Origin of the sequence: Pseudomonas sp. D4-21 (assembly GCF_051132125.1) — a bacterium.
GTDB lineage: Bacteria > Pseudomonadota > Gammaproteobacteria > Pseudomonadales > Pseudomonadaceae > Aquipseudomonas.
Genome location: NZ_CP071664.1, coordinates 1823535 through 1842799, shown reverse-complemented (window position 1 = coordinate 1842799; position 19265 = coordinate 1823535). Strand labels below are relative to the sequence as shown.

General features: G+C 59.0%; 14 protein-coding genes, 2 tRNA genes and 3 rRNA genes. 9 read left to right on the top strand and 10 right to left on the bottom strand.

Translation table 11 applies throughout. From position 1 onward, the window contains the following. Positions 1-264: 264 nt before the first annotated feature. A complete protein-coding gene (locus J3Q04_RS08355) occupies positions 265-999 on the bottom strand; it encodes a thioesterase II family protein (protein ID WP_434606960.1) in 735 nt (244 codons plus the stop codon). A 131-nt stretch (positions 1000-1130) separates the two neighbouring features. Here J3Q04_RS08355 and tam point away from each other — a divergent pair, with 131 nt between their 5' ends. Together tam and J3Q04_RS08345 are read left to right on the top strand one after the other, a co-directional pair. Continuing rightward, entirely contained in the window at positions 1131-1901 is a 771-nt protein-coding gene (gene tam, locus J3Q04_RS08350) for a trans-aconitate 2-methyltransferase (RefSeq protein WP_434606962.1), read from the top strand. Positions 1902-1983: 82 nt separating this feature from the next. Continuing rightward, on the top strand, positions 1984-3117 hold the full coding sequence (locus J3Q04_RS08345; protein ID WP_434606964.1) for a cupin-like domain-containing protein: 1134 nt from the start codon (positions 1984-1986) through the stop codon (positions 3115-3117). A 50-nt stretch (positions 3118-3167) separates the two neighbouring features. Here the strand turns inward: J3Q04_RS08345 and J3Q04_RS08340 are convergent, their stop codons facing one another. Next, complete coding sequence (locus J3Q04_RS08340; RefSeq protein ID WP_434606966.1) at positions 3168-4340, bottom strand: MFS transporter; 1173 nt, start codon at positions 4338-4340, stop codon at positions 3168-3170. 157 nt (positions 4341-4497) lie between these two features. Between J3Q04_RS08340 and J3Q04_RS08335 the strand changes: the two genes are divergently transcribed. The 4 genes from J3Q04_RS08335 (at position 4498) to J3Q04_RS08320 (ending at position 8698) form a co-directional block, all read left to right on the top strand. After that, a complete protein-coding gene (locus J3Q04_RS08335) occupies positions 4498-5298 on the top strand; it encodes an SDR family oxidoreductase (RefSeq protein ID WP_434606968.1) in 801 nt (266 codons plus the stop codon). Beyond that, the gene (locus J3Q04_RS08330) at positions 5291-7114 is read left to right on the top strand and encodes a glycoside hydrolase family 15 protein (protein WP_434559894.1); all 1824 of its coding nucleotides are present in this window, start codon (positions 5291-5293) and stop codon (positions 7112-7114) included. Before J3Q04_RS08335 ends, J3Q04_RS08330 begins: the two co-directional genes overlap by 8 nt. A 275-nt stretch (positions 7115-7389) precedes the next feature. Next, complete coding sequence (locus tag J3Q04_RS08325; RefSeq protein WP_434559896.1) at positions 7390-7767, top strand: hypothetical protein; 378 nt, start codon at positions 7390-7392, stop codon at positions 7765-7767. A 28-nt stretch (positions 7768-7795) separates the two neighbouring features. Then, positions 7796-8698 (top strand): alpha/beta fold hydrolase, encoded by a 903-nt coding sequence (locus tag J3Q04_RS08320; protein ID WP_434606971.1) that lies wholly within the window; start codon positions 7796-7798, stop codon positions 8696-8698. Here the strand turns inward: J3Q04_RS08320 and J3Q04_RS08315 are convergent. Then, entirely contained in the window at positions 8667-9653 is a 987-nt protein-coding gene (locus tag J3Q04_RS08315) for a GlxA family transcriptional regulator (RefSeq protein ID WP_420767862.1), read from the bottom strand. The two genes, J3Q04_RS08320 and J3Q04_RS08315, sit on opposite strands and share 32 nt — an antisense overlap. A 99-nt stretch (positions 9654-9752) precedes the next feature. Between J3Q04_RS08315 and inhA the strand changes: the two genes are divergently transcribed. Then, complete coding sequence (gene inhA / locus J3Q04_RS08310; protein ID WP_434606975.1) at positions 9753-10439, top strand: isonitrile hydratase; 687 nt, start codon at positions 9753-9755, stop codon at positions 10437-10439. 62 nt (positions 10440-10501) lie between these two features. Here inhA and J3Q04_RS08305 read toward each other — a convergent pair whose 3' ends face one another. Beyond that, positions 10502-11239, bottom strand: a complete 738-nt coding sequence (locus J3Q04_RS08305) for an SDR family oxidoreductase (RefSeq protein ID WP_434606977.1) — start codon at positions 11237-11239, stop codon at positions 10502-10504. Positions 11240-11437: 198 nt separating this feature from the next. Here J3Q04_RS08305 and J3Q04_RS08300 point away from each other — a divergent pair, with 198 nt between their 5' ends. Further along, complete coding sequence (locus tag J3Q04_RS08300; RefSeq protein WP_434606980.1) at positions 11438-12385, top strand: AraC family transcriptional regulator N-terminal domain-containing protein; 948 nt, start codon at positions 11438-11440, stop codon at positions 12383-12385. 302 nt (positions 12386-12687) lie between these two features. Here the strand turns inward: J3Q04_RS08300 and J3Q04_RS08295 are convergent, their stop codons facing one another. After that, entirely contained in the window at positions 12688-13146 is a 459-nt protein-coding gene (locus tag J3Q04_RS08295) for an SRPBCC family protein (RefSeq protein WP_434559904.1), read from the bottom strand. Between the two features lie 120 nt (positions 13147-13266). Here J3Q04_RS08295 and J3Q04_RS08290 point away from each other — a divergent pair, with 120 nt between their 5' ends. Continuing rightward, the gene (locus J3Q04_RS08290) at positions 13267-13668 is read left to right on the top strand and encodes a lysozyme inhibitor LprI family protein (RefSeq protein WP_434606983.1); all 402 of its coding nucleotides are present in this window, start codon (positions 13267-13269) and stop codon (positions 13666-13668) included. 98 nt (positions 13669-13766) lie between these two features. On the opposite strand, the gene rrf is transcribed toward J3Q04_RS08290, so the two are convergent. The 5 genes from rrf to J3Q04_RS08265 form a co-directional block, all read right to left on the bottom strand. Next, positions 13767-13882 (bottom strand): 5S ribosomal RNA (gene rrf / locus J3Q04_RS08285). 154 nt (positions 13883-14036) lie between these two features. Further along, positions 14037-16928 (bottom strand): 23S ribosomal RNA (locus J3Q04_RS08280). A 250-nt stretch (positions 16929-17178) separates the two neighbouring features. Beyond that, positions 17179-17254, bottom strand: a tRNA-Ala gene (locus tag J3Q04_RS08275). 27 nt (positions 17255-17281) lie between these two features. Continuing rightward, positions 17282-17358: transfer RNA gene (locus J3Q04_RS08270), tRNA-Ile, on the bottom strand. A 65-nt stretch (positions 17359-17423) separates the two neighbouring features. After that, positions 17424-18962, bottom strand: a 16S ribosomal RNA gene (locus J3Q04_RS08265). The 16S, 23S and 5S rRNA genes sit together here with 2 tRNA genes alongside, the layout of an rRNA operon. Positions 18963-19265 lie beyond the last annotated feature (303 nt).

Below are 19265 nucleotides of genomic sequence, written 5' to 3'. Positions count from 1 at the left end.
TTCTGGGTATCCGGGATCAGTGGGCACAAGGCACAAAGGCATGTCGTCCCTATGAAACGAATGCAAACCGGAAAAATTAGCGATTGGGAACAAGTGTCAGGAAGGAAGAAAACCGTGGCGAGGGAGCTTGCTCCCGCTCGGCTGCGCAGCAGTCGTAAACCGGCTGATGCGGTCTGCCTGGGTTAATGCGCCATTCTTTTTGAGGCGGCCCGGCCGCCCAGCGGGAGCAAGCTCCCTAGGTCACGAAAGCGGGTCTTTAACGGGTTATGCGCTGATCGCCAACCCATGCCGCCGATGATGCACGCTCAACTGATCCTTGATCAGCCGCAGCACCTTGGCCTCGTGCTCGTGGATGAAGAAATGCCCGCCGGCCAGCATGTCCACCGAAAAGCTGCCCGTGGTTTCCTGACACCAGCCCATCAGTTGCGCCGTGGTGGCCTTGTCGGCGGTGCCGCCGAGCGCGTGCACCGGGCATTTGAGCAACGGTCGCTGCCGCGGCTGAAAACGTCCGCACAGCAAAAAATCGGCCCGCAGGATCGGCAGGGTCAGGGCCATCAGTTCTTCATTGGCCAGGATCTCCTCGCTCGTGCCGTTGAGGGTGCGCAATTGCTCGATCAACTCAGCGTCGGTCTTTGCCGTGGCAAAATCGCGATCGTAGTCGGCTCGCATCGTCGGCGCGGCGGTGCCGGATGCAAACAGCGCCACCGGTTCCGGGCTGCCGAGTTCACGCAGGGCATGGGCGATTTCACAGGCCAACAGCGCACCCAGGCTGTGACCGAACAAGGCGTACGGCGCCTGGAGCGTCGGGTAAAGCTCCCGCGCCAGTTGCATCGCCAACGGGCCCATCTCGGTGTGCAGCGGCTCGTCGAAGCGCGCCCCGCGTCCCGGCAACTCCACTGGTTGCACGTGCAGCCATTGCGGCAATTTGCGCCGCCACCGGCTGTACACCATTGCGCTGGCGCCGGAATAAGGCAGGCACAGCAGGGTCAGTTGGGTCACTGCGGTTTTCTCCGATCGTTCGAGTCAAAAGGATAACGAGGCCGGGCCGTAAAAAATTAGTCGCCGGCCTCTCCCCTGGATGCGTCTTATACTGCAAACCCCATGGTTCTGGTCTGCCCAAGGAGAACACAATGAGCTGGTCCGCCCAACAATATGTCGCTTTCGAACAGGAACGCACCCGCCCGTCCCGCGATCTGCTGGCGGCGATCCCGCCGGTACAGGCGCGCCAGGTGATCGATCTGGGCTGCGGCCCCGGAAACTCCACCGAACTGTTGGCGGACCACTTCCCCGGCGCGACGGTGCGTGGCCTGGACAGTTCCGCCGACATGGTCGAAGCCGCCCGCAAGCGCTTGCCCGACGTGACATTCGATACGGCAGACATCGGCCTCTGGAATGAAAGCGGCCCCTTCGAGGTGATCTTCGCCAACGCTGTGCTGCAATGGCTGCCGGACCACGCCACCCTACTGCCGTCACTGGTGGACAAACTCGCACCAGGTGGCAGCCTGGCGATCCAGATGCCCGACACCCTGCATCAGCCGTCCCACCGCTTGATGCGGGAGATTGCGGCCAACGGCCCCTGGGCCAGCCAACTGGCCGGGGCCGCTGATTCTCGGACCGAGGTGGAGGACGCCAGCACCTATTATTCGATCCTCAAGCCCCATTGCAGCCGGGTCGATGTGTGGCGCACCACCTATCATCATCCACTGGCCGGTGGCGCTTCGGGCATCGTGGAATGGTTCAAGGGCAGCGGCTTGCGCCCGTTTCTCGAACCGTTGGACGAGGCGCAACGCGAGCAATACCTGACGCAATACCTCAAGGCTGTCGAACAGGCCTACCCGACCCTGGACGATGGTTCGGTCCTGCTACCGTTTCCACGGGTCTTCATCGTCGCGACACGCTAGGGCGGCGATTGGGGGCACAGGCTAAATTTTCGGTCACGGCCCTCGTTACCTGCTAGACCGAAAACCCGCAAGAGTGACCGCCGTGGACCTGCAAACCATCCTGGGCAAGCTGTTCGCCAATGCCGGCGCCGTTGGTATCGAAGGCGTCTTCCAGTTCGTGTTCGGCCCGCACCAGGCGTACTGGTCCGAGGTCAAGGCCACCAGCCGCACCCAGGCCGGGCGCCACGCCAGCCCCGACGTCACCATCGAAGTGGCGGAAAAGGACTTCCTCGGGATCATGGCCGGCCTGGCCAATGTCGAGGAACTGTTCGCCAGCGGTCGTTTGAAGATCGGCGGCAACATGGGCCTGGCGACGTTGCTGCCACAGATCATCGACCAGGCGCGCCATGGCAGCCGCCCGGTGGAAAAGGTCGACATGAACAAGCGCTATCCCACTCCTTCGCGCTTCAGCGAAAAGCTCACCGCCAGCCTGCCAACCCAACACAGCGTGGAACGTCGGCCGTGCAGCGGGTTGTCAGTCCAGGAATTCAAGGCGCGCTATCTGCCCCAAGGCATCCCGGTGGTCATCAGCGATGCGCTGCAGGACTGGCCCTTGTTCAAGCTCAGCCGGGAAGAAACCCTGGTGCATTTTGCCGAGCTGCAAGGCATCACCCGCCACGGCGACTACATCAAGAAAACCTTCTCAACGGAGCGGGATTTTCGCTCCACCTCCATGGCCGATTTCATCGCCTCCCTCGACAACCCGGTGACCACGGCCGCCAACGGCGAGCCGCCGGCGTACATGGGCAACAACATTCTGCCGGCGCAGTTGATGGAGTTGATCAAATACCCGCCTTACTTCGACGCTTCGCTGTTCATCCCGCCACGTATCTGGATCGGTCCCAAGGGCACCCTCACCCCACTGCACCGCGACGACACCGATAACCTGTTCGCCCAGGTCTGGGGCCAGAAAACCTTCACCCTCGCCGCGCCCCACCACCGCGAAGCCCTGGGCACCTGGTCGACCGCGCCCCAAGGCGGGCTGGACGGCTGCGACTTCAATCCCGACGCGCCGGACTATGCACGTTTCCCCAGCGCCCGGGACGTGACGTTCCTGCGGGCCACACTGGAGGCCGGTGACCTGCTGTTCTTGCCGGAAGGCTGGTTTCATCAAGTGGAATCGGTGTCCACATCGCTGTCAGTCAATTTCTGGGTGAATTCGGGACGGGGTTGGTAGCGGTCGAGGTTGCACTCGTGGCGAGGGAATGTGTACGGCAAACCTGTCGCTTACCTCTGCTGGCGATAACTTTGCACCGCCGCCCCCAGCACCACCGCCCCGGCCGCTATCGCCAGCCAGAACCCACTGCGCGCGCCGAACGTATCCACCAGCCACCCCGAACCGGCCGCGCCGATCGCCACGCCGATGCTCAGGCCAGTCACCAGCCAGGTCAGGCCTTCGGTCAGCCGGGCTGGCGGCACGATGCGCTCCACCAAGGCCATGGCGACGATCAGCGTCGGCGCGAAAAATAAACCGGCAACGAACACCGCCAGGGACAATCCGAGGATATTGCTCGCCAACAACAGCGGCAGCGTGGTGACCGCGGTCGCCACGCCGCCATACAGGAACAACCGCGGCAGAGGCAGCTTGGAGCGCAGCGCGCCGAACGCCAGCCCGGCCAGGCACGAGCCAATGGCGTAGACCGACAGCACGATGCTCGCCGCCGCCGGTTGCCCCTGCTGCTGGGCGAACGCGACACTGACCACGTCCACCACCCCGACAATGACGCCCATGGCGACCATCAACAACAGCAGCAAAAGCACATCCCCTGAACCAATGATCGAGCCCTGATGATGGGCCTGGTGCGGATGCACCGGCGGCTCGGTCCCACGTTGCAGCACAAACGCGGTCACGCCGATCGCCAGCAGCAGCACCGAGGCCAGGGGCCCCGCTTCCGGGAACGCCACCACGCACAACCCCACCGACAGCGGCGGCCCAACAATAAAACAGACCTCGTCGAGCACCGACTCCAGCGCATAAGCGGTGCGCAGTTGCGGCTGGCCGCGATACACCTCGGTCCAGCGCGCTCGGACCATCGCCGACATACTGGGCATGCAACCGGCCAGGGCAGCGAACAGGAACAGCGTCCAATGGGGCGCCTGCAATCGCGTACACAGCAGTAGCATCAACAGCGCCCCGCCCCCCAGCAACGCCGCCGCCGGCAAGACCCGTCCCTGGCCGAAACGGTCCACCAGCCGCGACACCTGAGGCGCGCAGAACGCGGTCGCCAAGGCAAACGTCGCCGCCACCGCGCCGGCCAGACCATAGCCGCCCTTGAGCTGCGAAAGCATGGTGATCACGCCGATGCCGGTCATGGATATCGGCATGCGCGCGATCATCCCCGCCAGCACGAAGCCGCGGCTGCCAGGGGCAGTGAATAATTCACGATAGGGGTTTGCCATGGGACACGGTCTCAACAAGGGCCTGCAACTTGCCATAAACGACCGGGACGGGCAAAGCGTAAAACTGTGGGTGAAATGTGAAGACTGTTTCCTGCAAATGAACTCTCGGCACCTGGCGCCAGTCAGCAAGTAAGGCCCTCAGTTCAAGGTGCTACCCATGCAGATTTCCCTCGCCCGACAAGTTGCCCTGGTCACTGGCGCCAGCTCTGGCATCGGCGCCGGCTCCGCCCGGGCATTGGCGGCGGCCGGTGCCGCCGTGGTGCTCAACTACCATTCCAGTGCAGGCCCGGCCGAAGACCTGGCCCGCGAGATCAACGACAGCGGCGGCCGCGCCATCGCCCTCGGCGCCGATGTATCGAAGGAGCAGGATGTCGAACGCTTGTTCGCCCAGACCCTCGACGCCTTCGGCACGCTGGACATCCTGGTCGCCAACTCCGGCCTGCAAAAGGACGCCGCCGCCGTGGACCTGACCCTGGACGACTGGAACACCGTCATCAACGTCAATCTCACCGGCCAATTCCTCTGCGCCCGCGCCGCCCTGCGAATCTTCAACCGCCAGGGCATTCGCCAGGGCGTGTCCCGGGCCGCCGGCAAGATTATCCACATGAGCTCGGTGCACCAGCGCATCCCCTGGGCCGGTCATGTCAACTATGCGGCATCCAAGGGCGGCATCGACCAGCTCATGCAGACCCTGGCCCAGGAAACCAGCCACCAGCGCATCCGCATCAACAGCATCGCCCCTGGCGCCATCCGCACGGCCATCAATCGGGAGGCCATGGCAGGCGACAATGAGGACAAAATCCTCGAGCTCATCCCCTACGGTCGGGTCGGCGATGTGGAGGATGTCGCCAATGCGGTGGTCTGGCTGGCATCGGACTTGTCCGATTATGTCGTGGGCACCACGCTGTTCATCGACGGTGGAATGAGCCTCTATCCGGGGTTCCGCGGCAATGGTTGATCATGACGAGCCGCAAAGCCCCATCGAGAACCACGGCATCATTGGCGACATGCGCACCGCCGCGCTGGTCAACGATCGAGGCAGCGTGGATTTTTTCTGCTGGCCGGAATTCGACAGCCCGTCGATCTTCTGCTCGCTGTTGGACACTCCCGAGGCCGGCATCTTTCAACTCGCGCCGATCTTGCCGGACGCCCGTCGCCAGCAGATTTACCTGCCCGACACCAACGTCCTGCAGACCCGCTGGCTGAGCGACGGCGTGGTGGTGGAAATCACCGATTTGCTGCCCATCGGCGACAGCGAGGATGACCTGCCGGTGCTGATGCGTCGGGTGCGCATGACCGTCGGCAGCGCGACGTTTCGCATGCGTTGCGCGGTGCGCCATGATTATTCCCGCGCCGCGACCACGGCGCGCCAGGAGGGCGATCACGTCATTTTCGAGGCACCGCAACAACCGAGCCTGCGCCTGTGCGCCGACCAGCCCCTGACGCTGGACGGCCAGGCGGCAGTGACGGAGTTCACCCTGGAGCAAGGCCAGACCGCTGAGTTCCTGCTGGGCAGCATCGACGACCCTCGGCTGGTGGACGATACCAGTGCCCTTTGCCTGGAACGAACCCTGGCGTTCTGGCGCGGCTGGATCAGCCAATCGAACTACCGCGGCCGCTGGCGGGAAATGGTCAACCGTTCCGCCCTGGCGCTGAAACTCCTGACATCGCGCAAACAGGGCGCCATCCTCGCCGCCGCCACCTTCGGCCTGCCGGAATCACGTGGCGGCGAGCGCAACTGGGATTATCGCTACACCTGGATCCGCGACGCCTCGTTCACCGTCTACGCCTTCATGCGCCTGGGCTTTGTCGACGAAGCCAACGCTTACATGCGCTGGCTGCGTGGCCGAGTCAGCGATTGTCGCGACCAACCGACCAAACTCAACATCCTCTACGGCCTGGACGGTCGGCTTGAATTGCCCGAAACCGAACTGACGCACCTGAGCGGCTACGGCAACGCGCAGCCGGTGCGTATCGGCAACCTGGCCTACCAGCAGGTGCAGCTGGACATCTTCGGCGAGCTGATGGACGCGGTGTACCTGGTCAACAAATACGGCGAAGCCATCTCCCACCAGGGCTGGAAACACACCGTCGATGTGGTGGATCAGGTATGCACGATCTGGCGGGACGCGGATGTCGGCATCTGGGAAATGCGCGGTGACAAGCAACATTTCCTGCACTCGCGCTTGATGTGTTGGGTGGCCGTGGACCGCGCCATCCGCCTGGCGAGCAAACGCTCCCTGCCCGCCCCGTTCGCCCGTTGGGATGAGACCCGCCAGGCCATCTACGAAGACATCTGGACGAACTTCTGGAGCGACGAACATCAGCACTTCGTCCAGTGCCTGGGCAGCACCGCCCTGGACGGCTCGATGCTGCTGATGCCGCTGGTGCGCTTCGTCAGCGCCCGCGACCCGCGCTGGTTGTCGACGCTGGACGCCATCGAAAAAGACCTGGTGCGAGACGGCATGGTCTATCGCTACCGCACCGACGACAACCCCATCGATGGCCTCAGCGGCACCGAAGGTTCGTTCGTGGCCTGCTCATTCTGGTACGTCGAATGCCTGGCCCGCGCCGGCCGGGTGGAAAAAGCCCAACTGGAATTCGAACAGCTGCTGCGCTACGCCAATCCGCTGGGCCTGTATGCCGAGGAGTTCGACAGCCACGGTTATCATCTCGGCAACCTGCCCCAGGCCTTGAGCCATTTGGCGCTGATCAGCGCGGCGAGCTTTTTGGATCGCAAGTTGAGCGGGGAGAAAAATCATTGGCAGCCGTGAGCTGCGGTTATGACCAATGACGATTCCGTGGCGAGGGAGCTTGCTCCCGCTCGGCTGCGTAGCACACGCCGCTTTTCAGTTCGGAAATTTGGGGTCGCTTCGCCCGAAGCGTCGGACCGTCCCAGCGGGAGCAAGCTCCCTCGCCACGTTGGATTCCAACAAAGCTGAACGAATTTCGCTGGCTGCAGGTTGCCAGTCCTCCAACCCTCTCCTAAGATCGATGCACTCACGGGTGCAGCGGAGCTGCCCGATAAAACCCGATTCAAGGACCTGACATGACGCACATCAAACGCTCCATTACCACCGAGCCCCGAACAGGGCTGACCCGGGGAGAACTCTGGGACGACCACGACAAAGGCTTGATCAAATGCTGGGAAATCGGCCGCGACCGGGCGGCGAGGTTTCCGGAACTGGCTCAACGCTGCCGGGACGGTGAACTGCCGGTGCTGGGCTGGAAAGGCGGAGTCAGCCGCAGTCTGAAGAAAACCGCCAAATTCGGTTGTCTCAAGTACCTGGCCCAATGGCAGGGCCTGCGCGGGGAGGACCTGGACATCGACCTGGCCCAGGAACGAACCCTGACCTGCTCCAGCACGAACATGATCGTGACGTTCACACCGGAGCGGGCCAAATACGTGAACCAGGAGCCCGCCTGACAACAATCGAGCGATGCCGGAGGCAGATATGACAACTGCGCCCAAGGTCAATTTCGCGGTGACGCCACTGCTGCGCATCGCCTATGAAGAACATGGACCCGCCAGCGGCGAGCCAATCATCCTGCTCCACGGTTTCCCCTACGACCCGCGCGCCTTCGACGAGGTGGCCCCGGTCCTGGCCCAACGCGGCTATCGGGTCATCGTGCCCTACCTGCGCGGCTATGGCCCGACCCGGTTCAACAATCCCGCCATCGCCCGCTCCGGCCAACAGGCGGCACTGGCCCAGGACCTGCTGGACCTGATGGACGCGCTCGACATTCCCCGAGCCGCGCTGTGCGGCTATGACTGGGGTGGCCGCGCCGCGTGCATCGTCGCTGCCTTGTGGCCCGAGCGCGCCCGTTGCCTGGTAACGGGCGATGGCTACAATCTGCAGGACATTCCCCATTCAACCCAGCCGCTGAGCCCCGAAGATGAATACCGTCTGTGGTACCAGTATTACTTCCACACCGCCCGGGGCGTCGAAGGCCTGACGCAGAATCGGCGTGAATTGTGCCGATTGCTCTGGCGCCTCTGGTCGCCAACCTGGAAACGCGGCGCCGAGCTGTACGCTCTTAGCGCACCGTCATTCGACAATCCGGACTTCGTCGAAGTGACGATCCACTCCTATCGCCATCGTTTCATGTACGCGTCGGGGGATCCGACGCTCGAGTGGATGGAGGAAAAACTGACAGAGCAACCTGTCATCAGCGTGCCAAGTATTTCCCTGTGCGGCGGCGATGACGGTGTGGGGCCTGCGACGGAGGACGATGAAGATACAGGCCACTTCAGCGGGTTCTATGAACGCCGCGTACTGCCCGGCGTCGGCCACAACATTCCTCAGGAAGCACCCGAGGCCACGGTCAAGGCGTTGCTTGATCTGCTTGGGCACTGAACCGCTCCCGATAAGCCTGGGGTGTCACGCCCACGGCTCGCAAAAAGCTGCGGCGCAGGGTTTCTTCGCTGCCGAAGCCACATTGCAGGGCGACGCGCTTGACCGGCACCGCACTGTCGGCAAGCAGACGGCGAGCGGTCTCCACGCGGATCAGTTCCACGGCGCGGGCCGGGGTCTGGCCGGTCTCGGCGCGGTAATGGCGGACAAAACTTCGCTCACTCATGCCCGCCTCGGCAGCCAGGCTCGACAGGCCCAGGTCCCGCGTCAGGTTCTCGGCGATCCAGGCGTGCAATTTGTCGAAGCGACCGCCCTGCTTTTGTAGCGCCAGGGTGGCGCTGAACTGCGATTGCCCGCCGGGGCGCTTGAGGAAAACCACCAGATGCCGAGCCACCTCCAAGGCCATCGCCCGGCCCAAGTCCTCTTCGACCAACGCCAATGCCAGGTCAATCCCGGCCGTGACCCCGGCCGACGTCCAGACAGGACCATCCTTGATGAAAATCGGATTGGGTTCGACCCGCAGTTGCGGATGTTGCTGGGCCAACTGTTCACAGCGGGTCCAGTGAGTCGCCACCCGTCGTCCGTCCAGCCAGCCACTGGCCGCCAACAGGAACGCTCCGGTACACACTGACGCGACCCGTCGCGAGCGCATCCCTTGATGTTTGACCCAGGCCACCAGGGCTGGATCCTCGGCGGCTTCGTACACGCCCCAACCGCCCGCGATCAACAAGGTGTCGCTGACGTCGTTGGGGAGCGGCTCGGCCATCAGCGCCAACCCCGCCGACGACATCACTGCCCCGCCACCGGCAGCGACCACGGTCGGCGCGTACGGCGCCGGCAGACCCTGCCCACGAACAAGATCGTTGGCCGATGCAAATACTTGCAGGGGGCCGGTGACATCGAGCACCTGCACATTGGCGAAGGCCAGCACATGAATGGATTTCGGTGTATTTGGCATATTGGCGTGATTCGTGGGCTTATTGGCGAATACGCCAGATCCTACGAGCCTACAGTAAAACCGTCTACCCCTCGGCCATCATCCAAAGGAGCAAGCCACATGACGTTGCAGATCGGTTTTCTGTTGTTCCCTCAGGTCCAGCAACTGGACCTCACCGGCCCTTACGATGTACTGGCCTCGTTGCCGGATGTAAAAGTGCACCTGATCTGGAAAGACCTGGCGCCCGTCAATTCCAGCACCGGGCTGGTCTTGCTGCCGACCACCACATTTGAGGACTGCCCGAGGCTCGACGTGATCTGCGTCCCCGGCGGCAGTGGCGTCGGTCCACTGATGGAAGACGAGCAGACCCTGTCCTTCATCAAACGTCAGGCGGCCCATGCCAAATATGTCACCTCGGTGTGCACAGGTTCGCTGGTGCTTGGTGCGGCGGGATTGTTGCGTGGCAAGCGCGCCACCACCCACTGGGCCTTCCACAGTTTGTTGCAGCCCCTGGGCGCGACGCCGGTCAAGGACCGCGTAGTACGAGACGGTAACCTGCTCACCGGGGGCGGCATCACGGCAGGCATCGATTTTGCCCTGACCTTGGCGGCGGAGCTGTTCGATCGAGACACCGCGGAACTGGTCCAGCTGCAACTCGAATACGCTCCCGCACCGCCGTTCGCCTCAGGGTGTCCGGACACGGCGCCGACGAAAGTATTGGAAGAAGCCAACCGGCGTTCGGCAGAGTCTTTGCGGGTACGTTCGCAGATCACTCACCGGGCTGCGGCGCGGTTGGAAAAGGTGTAGCGGGAGGTTGAGCCAGGTAAGCGAGCGTTACCTGGCTGGAGCCGATGCTGGATCGATTCGCCTCAGTAAGGGCTTGCCGTCGGCCGCACCACCAGTTCGCTGACATCGACGTCCGCCGGTTGTTCGATGGCGTAGGAAATCGCCCGGGCGATGGCCTCGGCGGGTATGGCGATCCGACGGAACTCACGCATCTCGGCGCGTCCGCCTTCATCGGAAATGCTTTCGGCCAACTCCGACTCGGTGACACCGGGGGAAATCACGGTCACGCGAACATCCCCACCGACTTCTTGACGCAAGCCTTCGGAAATCGCCCGCACGGCATACTTCGTGGCGCAGTACACCGCGGCAGTCGGGCTGACTGCGTAGGCACCGATGGAAGCAATGTTGATGAATTGGCCGCTGCGCTGACGCTGCATCAGTGGCAGGCCGGCAGCGATACCGTGGAGCACCCCGCGGATGTTGACGTCGATCATGCGATCCCACTCATCGACTTTCAATGCCTCGAGTTTGGAGAGGGGCATGACCCCGGCGTTATTGACGATCACATCGAGTCGGCCGAATTTTTCGACGGCGAAATCGATCAGGCTCTGCACGTCATCGCGACGGCTCACATCCACGGCTTTGCAAGCAGCCCGTTGGCCGGCGGCCTCAAGCTCCTGCACGACTGCCTGCAAACGTTCCTCGCGCCGGGCGCCCAATACGACGCAAGCCCCCCGGGCAGCCAGCAAGCGTGCCGCCGCCTCACCAATCCCGCTGCTGGCGCCAGTAATGACCACGACTTTGTTTTGAATATCGGACATGATGAATCCCTCGTCTGGATGTGTTGGCTCCCGGTGGAGCGTTTTGACAGGTCCAGATTAGGGATTCGTTCTGCGCTTCGGTTAGCCGGATTCTCCTGCGCATTTGCACGATCCTGTAACGATAGCGCCTCTGGTCGTCGCAGTTTCAATCGGCTTTACTAGCGCGATCCATTCAATTGGCCAGGGAGATTGATCGGCATGTCGGTATCCACGTCCATCACCATCACGCCTGATAACCGCATAGACGTGCGTCGCGCCGAACTGGCGAACCTGATGAAGCGCTTCGCACCGGAATTTGGTGTCCACGCCACGGCTATTGAAGCGTTGCACCTGATCCGCTGCGACCAACCCACAGAAGCCCTGCACGTCGTGCACAAGCCGGGGCTCTGTGTGATTGTGCAGGGTCGCAAAGAAGTCACGCTGGCCCACGAGCGCTATGTCTACGACCCTCTCAATTACCTGGTGGTCTCGGTGACGCTGCCGCTGGCCGGCCAAGTGATCGTGGCCAGTCCAGAGCAACCGTACCTGTGCATTCGCCTGGACATTGAGCCGGCCCAGATCTGTCGGCTGATTGCCGATGCCAACCCCATCGGTTTGCCGGCTGAAAGAACTGACCGCGGATTATTCCTGGACCGAATTGACGAACCCCTGCTCGACGCTATGCTGCGTTTGCTGCGGCTGCTCGACAGTCCGGACGACATCGCGACACTTGCGCCCTTGGCCCAGCAGGAGATTTTCTATCGACTGTTGCGCGGTGCCCAAGGCCGGCGCCTGCATGAAATCGCAATTCCTGACACCCAGACCCACCGCATCAGCCGGGCCATCGAGTGGCTCAATAGCCATTACGCCGAGCCATTGAGCATTGAGAGTCTGGCGCAAATGATCAATCTCAGCCCTTCGGCGCTGCATCACCGCTTCAAAGCCGTGACCGCCATGAGCCCGCTGCAATATCAGAAACAGCTGCGCCTGCAGGAAGCCCGACGATTGTTGTTGGCCGAGAACTGCGACGTTTCGTCAATTGGCTACAAGATGGGCTATGAAAGCCCTTCTCAATTCAGTCGGGAATACAGCCGCCTATTCGGCGCCTCGCCGAGCAAGGACATCGCTCGTCTGCGGGCGATGGCATTACAGGCCAGCAGCGCCTGATCCGGCATGCAAAACCCGACGCCAGGCCTTATGGAATATCTTTCTCGCAGACGAAAAAAAACCCGCCTAAGCGGGTTTTTCCAAGACCATTACGACTCCCTGTCGATAGCTATCCTTGCAAGGTCGATCATCCCTGATCCTGAGCACTCCCTGTACTTCAGTGGATGAGCAAAGATTACGCGTCGGATCCAAAGTGAAATAGAGGATATAACTACCAAGCCGTGTAAGACATTCGCTATACCCTCCCTTCCGAAAACCCTTAGTCAATCGGGCATCGGATCGATAAAGGCTCCGAAGCCATATCATGCCTTGCTCAGGAATTCCTCGATGTTGGCCATTTGCTCATCCCAACCCCGACTATCCATTCGAAAGGCCTTGAGTCGACGCGCTTCAGGAATACCGTTGAATCCCGACTCCACCACTTTCAACAACGTCCCCCCCTTAAAGTCTTCGAGTTCGAACTCCACCTGAGTCTCGGACTCTTGGGAGTAATCCGTCTGTGGCTCGATAGCGTAGGGATGCCAGCGAAACGAAAACACCCGCTCGGGCTCGACACGCTCCACCATCACATCCCAAACGAGGTGTTCGTAGCCCGGATAAGTAATCTGCCCTTGGGTGCGCTCTCCGGCGACAAACCGTTTCCCGTCGAGATTCACACCAAACCATTGGCCGAAGGTCTCAGCATCGGCCAGTGCGCGCCAAACCTGCGAACGGGGCGCCTTCAATAAGATCTTTCTTTCGATACGGTCAGGTAAATGCATGGGTCACCTCCTTGTTCAACACTAGGCTTGTAAGACCACGAGGCCAACCGGAAAGTTGTGTCAGCGCATTGTTTGGGTACACTCCCTCCGGCAGTTTTACCCGTCAAGGAGAGATTGATAATGTCCAAACGCTTGCTGCTGCCCCTTATTCCGCTGCTGTTCGTCAGCCCCGTCCAAGCTGATGATTGCGCAAACGCCACGACCCAGGGCGAGTTGAACCAGTGCGCAACCCAGGAAAACAGGGCCGCCGATAAAGAGTTGAACCGCTTGTACCAAAAAATCACAGCGCGCCTGAAGGATAACGCTGCGGCCAAACAATTGTTGGTCAAGGCACAGCGCGCCTGGATTGACTTCCGTGACGCTGAATGTAGCTTTTCGGCGTCCGGTGTCGAAGGCGGAAGCGTCCATCCCATGATCCACAATGAGTGCATCACGACGCTGACCAAGGCGCGGATTGACGCGTTCAACACCTATCTCAGCTGCAAAGAAGGGGACCTGAGCTGTCCGGTGCCTGAAGCTTGATTGAGGACAATGAGAGGGATGACAAGCCATCCGGTTTTAATCCAAGCGCAAAAACAAAACCCCTACCTGCATCAGCAGATAGGGGTTTCGGAATTTAATCTTGACGATGACCTACTCTCACATGGGGAAACCCCACACTACCATCGGCGATGCATCGTTTCACTTCTGAGTTCGGGATGGGATCAGGTGGTTCCAATGCTCTATGGTCGTCAAGAAATTCGGTAGCCAGCGCGTGCCTTACGGTCACGTTCCAGCAAATGGGTATGTGATAGCGTGTTGCTTGTGAGTATCTCGAACTTTCGGTTCGTTTCGTCTTCACAACACCGCAATCTGGCCTCTTTCGAGTCTACAAATTGCTTGGGTGTTATATGGTCAAGCCTCACGGGCAATTAGTACAGGTTAGCTCAACGCCTCACAGCGCTTACACACCCTGCCTATCAACGTCGTAGTCTTCGACGGCCCTTCAGGGAGCTCAAGGCTCCAGTGAGATCTCATCTTGAGGCAAGTTTCCCGCTTAGATGCTTTCAGCGGTTATCTTTTCCGAACATAGCTACCCGGCAATGCCACTGGCGTGACAACCGGAACACCAGAGGTTCGTCCACTCCGGTCCTCTCGTACTAGGAGCAGCCCCTCTCAAATCTCAAACGTCCACGGCAGATAGGGACCGAACTGTCTCACGACGTTCTAAACCCAGCTCGCGTACCACTTTAAATGGCGAACAGCCATACCCTTGGGACCGGCTTCAGCCCCAGGATGTGATGAGCCGACATCGAGGTGCCAAACACCGCCGTCGATATGAACTCTTGGGCGGTATCAGCCTGTTATCCCCGGAGTACCTTTTATCCGTTGAGCGATGGCCCTTCCATACAGAACCACCGGATCACTAAGACCTACTTTCGTACCTGCTCGACGTGTCTGTCTCGCAGTCAAGCGCGCTTTTGCCTTTATACTCTACGACCGATTTCCGACCGGTCTGAGCGCACCTTCGTACTCCTCCGTTACTCTTTAGGAGGAGACCGCCCCAGTCAAACTACCCACCATACACTGTCCTCGATCCGGATAACGGACCTGAGTTAGAACCTCAAAGTTGCCAGGGTGGTATTTCAAGGATGGCTCCACGCAGACTGGCGTCCACGCTTCAAAGCCTCCCACCTATCCTACACAAGCAAATTCAAAGTCCAGTGCAAAGCTATAGTAAAGGTTCACGGGGTCTTTCCGTCTAGCCGCGGATACACTGCATCTTCACAGCGATTTCAATTTCACTGAGTCTCGGGTGGAGACAGCGCCGCCATCGTTACGCCATTCGTGCAGGTCGGAACTTACCCGACAAGGAATTTCGCTACCTTAGGACCGTTATAGTTACGGCCGCCGTTTACCGGGGCTTCGATCAAGAGCTTCGCGTTAGCTAACCCCATCAATTAACCTTCCGGCACCGGGCAGGCGTCACACCCTATACGTCCACTTTCGTGTTTGCAGAGTGCTGTGTTTTTAATAAACAGTCGCAGCGGCCTGGTATCTTCGACCGGCGTGGGCTTACGCAGCAAGTGCTTCACCCTCACCGGCGCACCTTCTCCCGAAGTTACGGTGCCATTTTGCCTAGTTCCTTCACCCGAGTTCTCTCAAGCGCCTTGGTATTCTCTACCCAACCACCTGTGTCGGTTTGGGGTACGGTTCCTGGTTACCTGAAGCTTAGAAGCTTTTCTTGGAAGCATGGCATCAACCACTTCGTCACCCAAAGGGTAACTCGTCATCAGCTCTCGGCCTTGAGATCCCGGATTTACCTAAGATCTCAGCCTACCACCTTAAACTTGGACAACCAACGCCAAGCTGGCCTAGCCTTCTCCGTCCCTCCATCGCAATAACCAGAAGTACAGGAATATTAACCTGTTTTCCATCGACTACGCTTTTCAGCCTCGCCTTAGGGACCGACTAACCCTGCGTCGATTAACGTTGCGCAGGAAACCTTGGTCTTTCGGCGTGGGTGTTTTTCACACCCATTGTCGTTACTCATGTCAGCATTCGCACTTCTGATACCTCCAGCAAGCTTCTCAACTCACCTTCACAGGCTTACAGAACGCTCCTCTACCGCATCACTTACGTGATACCCGTAGCTTCGGTGTATGGTTTGAGCCCCGTTACATCTTCCGCGCAGGCCGACTCGACTAGTGAGCTATTACGCTTTCTTTAAAGGGTGGCTGCTTCTAAGCCAACCTCCTAGCTGTCTAAGCCTTCCCACATCGTTTCCCACTTAACCATAACTTTGGGACCTTAGCTGACGGTCTGGGTTGTTTCCCTTTTCACGACGGACGTTAGCACCCGCCGTGTGTCTCCCATGCTCGGCACTTGTAGGTATTCGGAGTTTGCATCGGTTTGGTAAGTCGGGATGACCCCCTAGCCGAAACAGTGCTCTACCCCCTACAGTGATACATGAGGCGCTACCTAAATAGCTTTCGAGGAGAACCAGCTATCTCCGAGCTTGATTAGCCTTTCACTCCGATCCACAGGTCATCCGCTAACTTTTCAACGGTAGTCGGTTCGGTCCTCCAGTCAGTGTTACCTAACCTTCAACCTGCCCATGGATAGATCGCCCGGTTTCGGGTCTATTCCCAGCGACTAGACGCCCTATTAAGACTCGCTTTCGCTACGCCTCCCCTATTCGGTTAAGCTCGCCACTGAAAATAAGTCGCTGACCCATTATACAAAAGGTACGCAGTCACCCAACAAAGTGGGCTCCCACTGCTTGTACGCATACGGTTTCAGGATCTATTTCACTCCCCTCTCCGGGGTTCTTTTCGCCTTTCCCTCACGGTACTAGTTCACTATCGGTCAGTCAGTAGTATTTAGCCTTGGAGGATGGTCCCCCCATATTCAGACAAAGTTTCTCGTGCTCCGTCCTACTCGATTTCACTTCTAAGATCCTTTCGCGTACAGGGCTATCACCCACTATGGCCGCACTTTCCAGAGCGTTCCGCTAAAATCAAAGAAGCTTAAGGGCTAGTCCCCGTTCGCTCGCCACTACTAAGGGAATCTCGGTTGATTTCTTTTCCTCAGGGTACTTAGATGTTTCAGTTCCCCTGGTTCGCTTCTTGCACCTATGTATTCAGTACAAGATAACCATCTTATGATGGCTGGGTTCCCCCATTCAGACATCTCCGGATCACAGTCTGTTTGCCGACTCCCCGAAGCTTTTCGCAGGCTACCACGTCTTTCATCGCCTCTGACTGCCAAGGCATCCACCGTATGCGCTTCTTCACTTGACCATATAACCCCAAGCAATCTGGTTATACTGTGAAGACGACATTCGCCGAAAATTCGATCTGGCTCTAAGAGCCACTCACAAATTTTACCTTAGCCTGATCCGTTACCAGTGAAAGTAACGTTCAGTCTATCTTTCTATCACATACCCAAATTTTTAAAGAACGATCTAATCAAAAGACTAGAAATCAACATTCATCATCCCGCGGATGGAATGCTCATTTCTAAGCTTTAAACGTTGGAACCAATCTGTAATGGTGGAGCCAAGCGGGATCGAACCGCTGACCTCCTGCGTGCAAGGCAGGCGCTCTCCCAGCTGAGCTATGGCCCCGTATCGCTACAGGGTACACCATGAAATTGGTGGGTCTGGGCAGATTCGAACTGCCGACCTCACCCTTATCAGGGGTGCGCTCTAACCAACTGAGCTACAGACCCAATCGTCTTCTTCAATGAATCAAGCAATTCGTGTGGGAGCTCATGGAGCCGCTGCTGTCGTCGATTAAGGAGGTGATCCAGCCGCAGGTTCCCCTACGGCTACCTTGTTACGACTTCACCCCAGTCATGAATCACACCGTGGTAACCGTCCCCCCGAAGGTTAGACTAGCTACTTCTGGTGCAACCCACTCCCATGGTGTGACGGGCGGTGTGTACAAGGCCCGGGAACGTATTCACCGCGACATTCTGATTCGCGATTACTAGCGATTCCGACTTCACGCAGTCGAGTTGCAGACTGCGATCCGGACTACGATCGGTTTTGTGGGATTAGCTCCACCTCGCGGCTTGGCAACCCTCTGTACCGACCATTGTAGCACGTGTGTAGCCCAGGCCGTAAGGGCCATGATGACTTGACGTCATCCCCACCTTCCTCCGGTTTGTCACCGGCAGTCTCCTTAGAGTGCCCACCATAACGTGCTGGTAACTAAGGACAAGGGTTGCGCTCGTTACGGGACTTAACCCAACATCTCACGACACGAGCTGACGACAGCCATGCAGCACCTGTCTCAATGCTCCCGAAGGCACCAATCCATCTCTGGAAAGTTCATTGGATGTCAAGGCCTGGTAAGGTTCTTCGCGTTGCTTCGAATTAAACCACATGCTCCACCGCTTGTGCGGGCCCCCGTCAATTCATTTGAGTTTTAACCTTGCGGCCGTACTCCCCAGGCGGTCAACTTAATGCGTTAGCTGCGCCACTAAGAGCTCAAGGCTCCCAACGGCTAGTTGACATCGTTTACGGCGTGGACTACCAGGGTATCTAATCCTGTTTGCTCCCCACGCTTTCGCACCTCAGTGTCAGTATCAGTCCAGGTGGTCGCCTTCGCCACTGGTGTTCCTTCCTATATCTACGCATTTCACCGCTACACAGGAAATTCCACCACCCTCTACCATACTCTAGCTCGACAGTTTTGAATGCAGTTCCCAGGTTGAGCCCGGGGATTTCACATCCAACTTAACGAACCACCTACGCGCGCTTTACGCCCAGTAATTCCGATTAACGCTTGCACCCTCTGTATTACCGCGGCTGCTGGCACAGAGTTAGCCGGTGCTTATTCTGTCGGTAACGTCAAAACACTAACGTATTAGGTTAATGCCCTTCCTCCCAACTTAAAGTGCTTTACAATCCGAAGACCTTCTTCACACACGCGGCATGGCTGGATCAGGCTTTCGCCCATTGTCCAATATTCCCCACTGCTGCCTCCCGTAGGAGTCTGGACCGTGTCTCAGTTCCAGTGTGACTGATCATCCTCTCAGACCAGTTACGGATCGTCGCCTTGGTGAGCCATTACCTCACCAACTAGCTAATCCGACCTAGGCTCATCTGATAGCGCAAGGCCCGAAGGTCCCCTGCTTTCTCCCGTAGGACGTATGCGGTATTAGCGTCCGTTTCCGAGCGTTATCCCCCACTACCAGGCAGATTCCTAGGCATTACTCACCCGTCCGCCGCTCGCCACCAGGTACAAGTACCCGTGCTGCCGCTCGACTTGCATGTGTTAGGCCTGCCGCCAGCGTTCAATCTGAGCCATGATCAAACTCTTCAGTTCAAACATCTTTGGGTTTTGAGAAAACCCTAAACTTGGCTCAGCAATCGTTGGTTACATCTTTGATTTCTCGCGGAGTAACTTGTGATGCTGATAATCTGTTGACTAGCAGTCTGACTCCACAAGCACCCACACGAATTGCTTGATTCAGTTGTTAAAGAGCGGTGGGTTGAGCCTTTCGTCTCAACCGAGGCGCGCATTCTACAGCGCCCCGTGTATCTGTCAAGCGGTTATTTTAAGAAGTTTTCAAAGTTTCGCTTGGAAATCCTTAACAACTTCAACCACTTGCGCTTTCGATCTCTCGTT

Excerpts from the sequence above, each read along its gene's own strand:
- tam (WP_434606962.1), top strand. The coding sequence starts at position 1,131 with ATGAGCTGGTCCGCCCAACAATATGTCGCTTTCGAACAGGAACGCACC.
- J3Q04_RS08340 (WP_434606966.1), bottom strand. The coding sequence starts at position 4,340 with ATGGCAAACCCCTATCGTGAATTATTCACTGCCCCTGGCAGCCGCGGC.
- J3Q04_RS08335 (WP_434606968.1), top strand. The coding sequence starts at position 4,498 with ATGCAGATTTCCCTCGCCCGACAAGTTGCCCTGGTCACTGGCGCCAGC.
- J3Q04_RS08330 (WP_434559894.1), top strand. The coding sequence starts at position 5,291 with ATGGTTGATCATGACGAGCCGCAAAGCCCCATCGAGAACCACGGCATC.
- J3Q04_RS08325 (WP_434559896.1), top strand. The coding sequence starts at position 7,390 with ATGACGCACATCAAACGCTCCATTACCACCGAGCCCCGAACAGGGCTG.
- J3Q04_RS08320 (WP_434606971.1), top strand. The coding sequence starts at position 7,796 with ATGACAACTGCGCCCAAGGTCAATTTCGCGGTGACGCCACTGCTGCGC.
- J3Q04_RS08315 (WP_420767862.1), bottom strand. The coding sequence starts at position 9,653 with ATGCCAAATACACCGAAATCCATTCATGTGCTGGCCTTCGCCAATGTG.
- inhA (WP_434606975.1), top strand. The coding sequence starts at position 9,753 with ATGACGTTGCAGATCGGTTTTCTGTTGTTCCCTCAGGTCCAGCAACTG.
- J3Q04_RS08305 (WP_434606977.1), bottom strand. The coding sequence starts at position 11,239 with ATGTCCGATATTCAAAACAAAGTCGTGGTCATTACTGGCGCCAGCAGC.
- J3Q04_RS08300 (WP_434606980.1), top strand. The coding sequence starts at position 11,438 with ATGTCGGTATCCACGTCCATCACCATCACGCCTGATAACCGCATAGAC.
- J3Q04_RS08295 (WP_434559904.1), bottom strand. The coding sequence starts at position 13,146 with ATGCATTTACCTGACCGTATCGAAAGAAAGATCTTATTGAAGGCGCCC.
- J3Q04_RS08290 (WP_434606983.1), top strand. The coding sequence starts at position 13,267 with ATGTCCAAACGCTTGCTGCTGCCCCTTATTCCGCTGCTGTTCGTCAGC.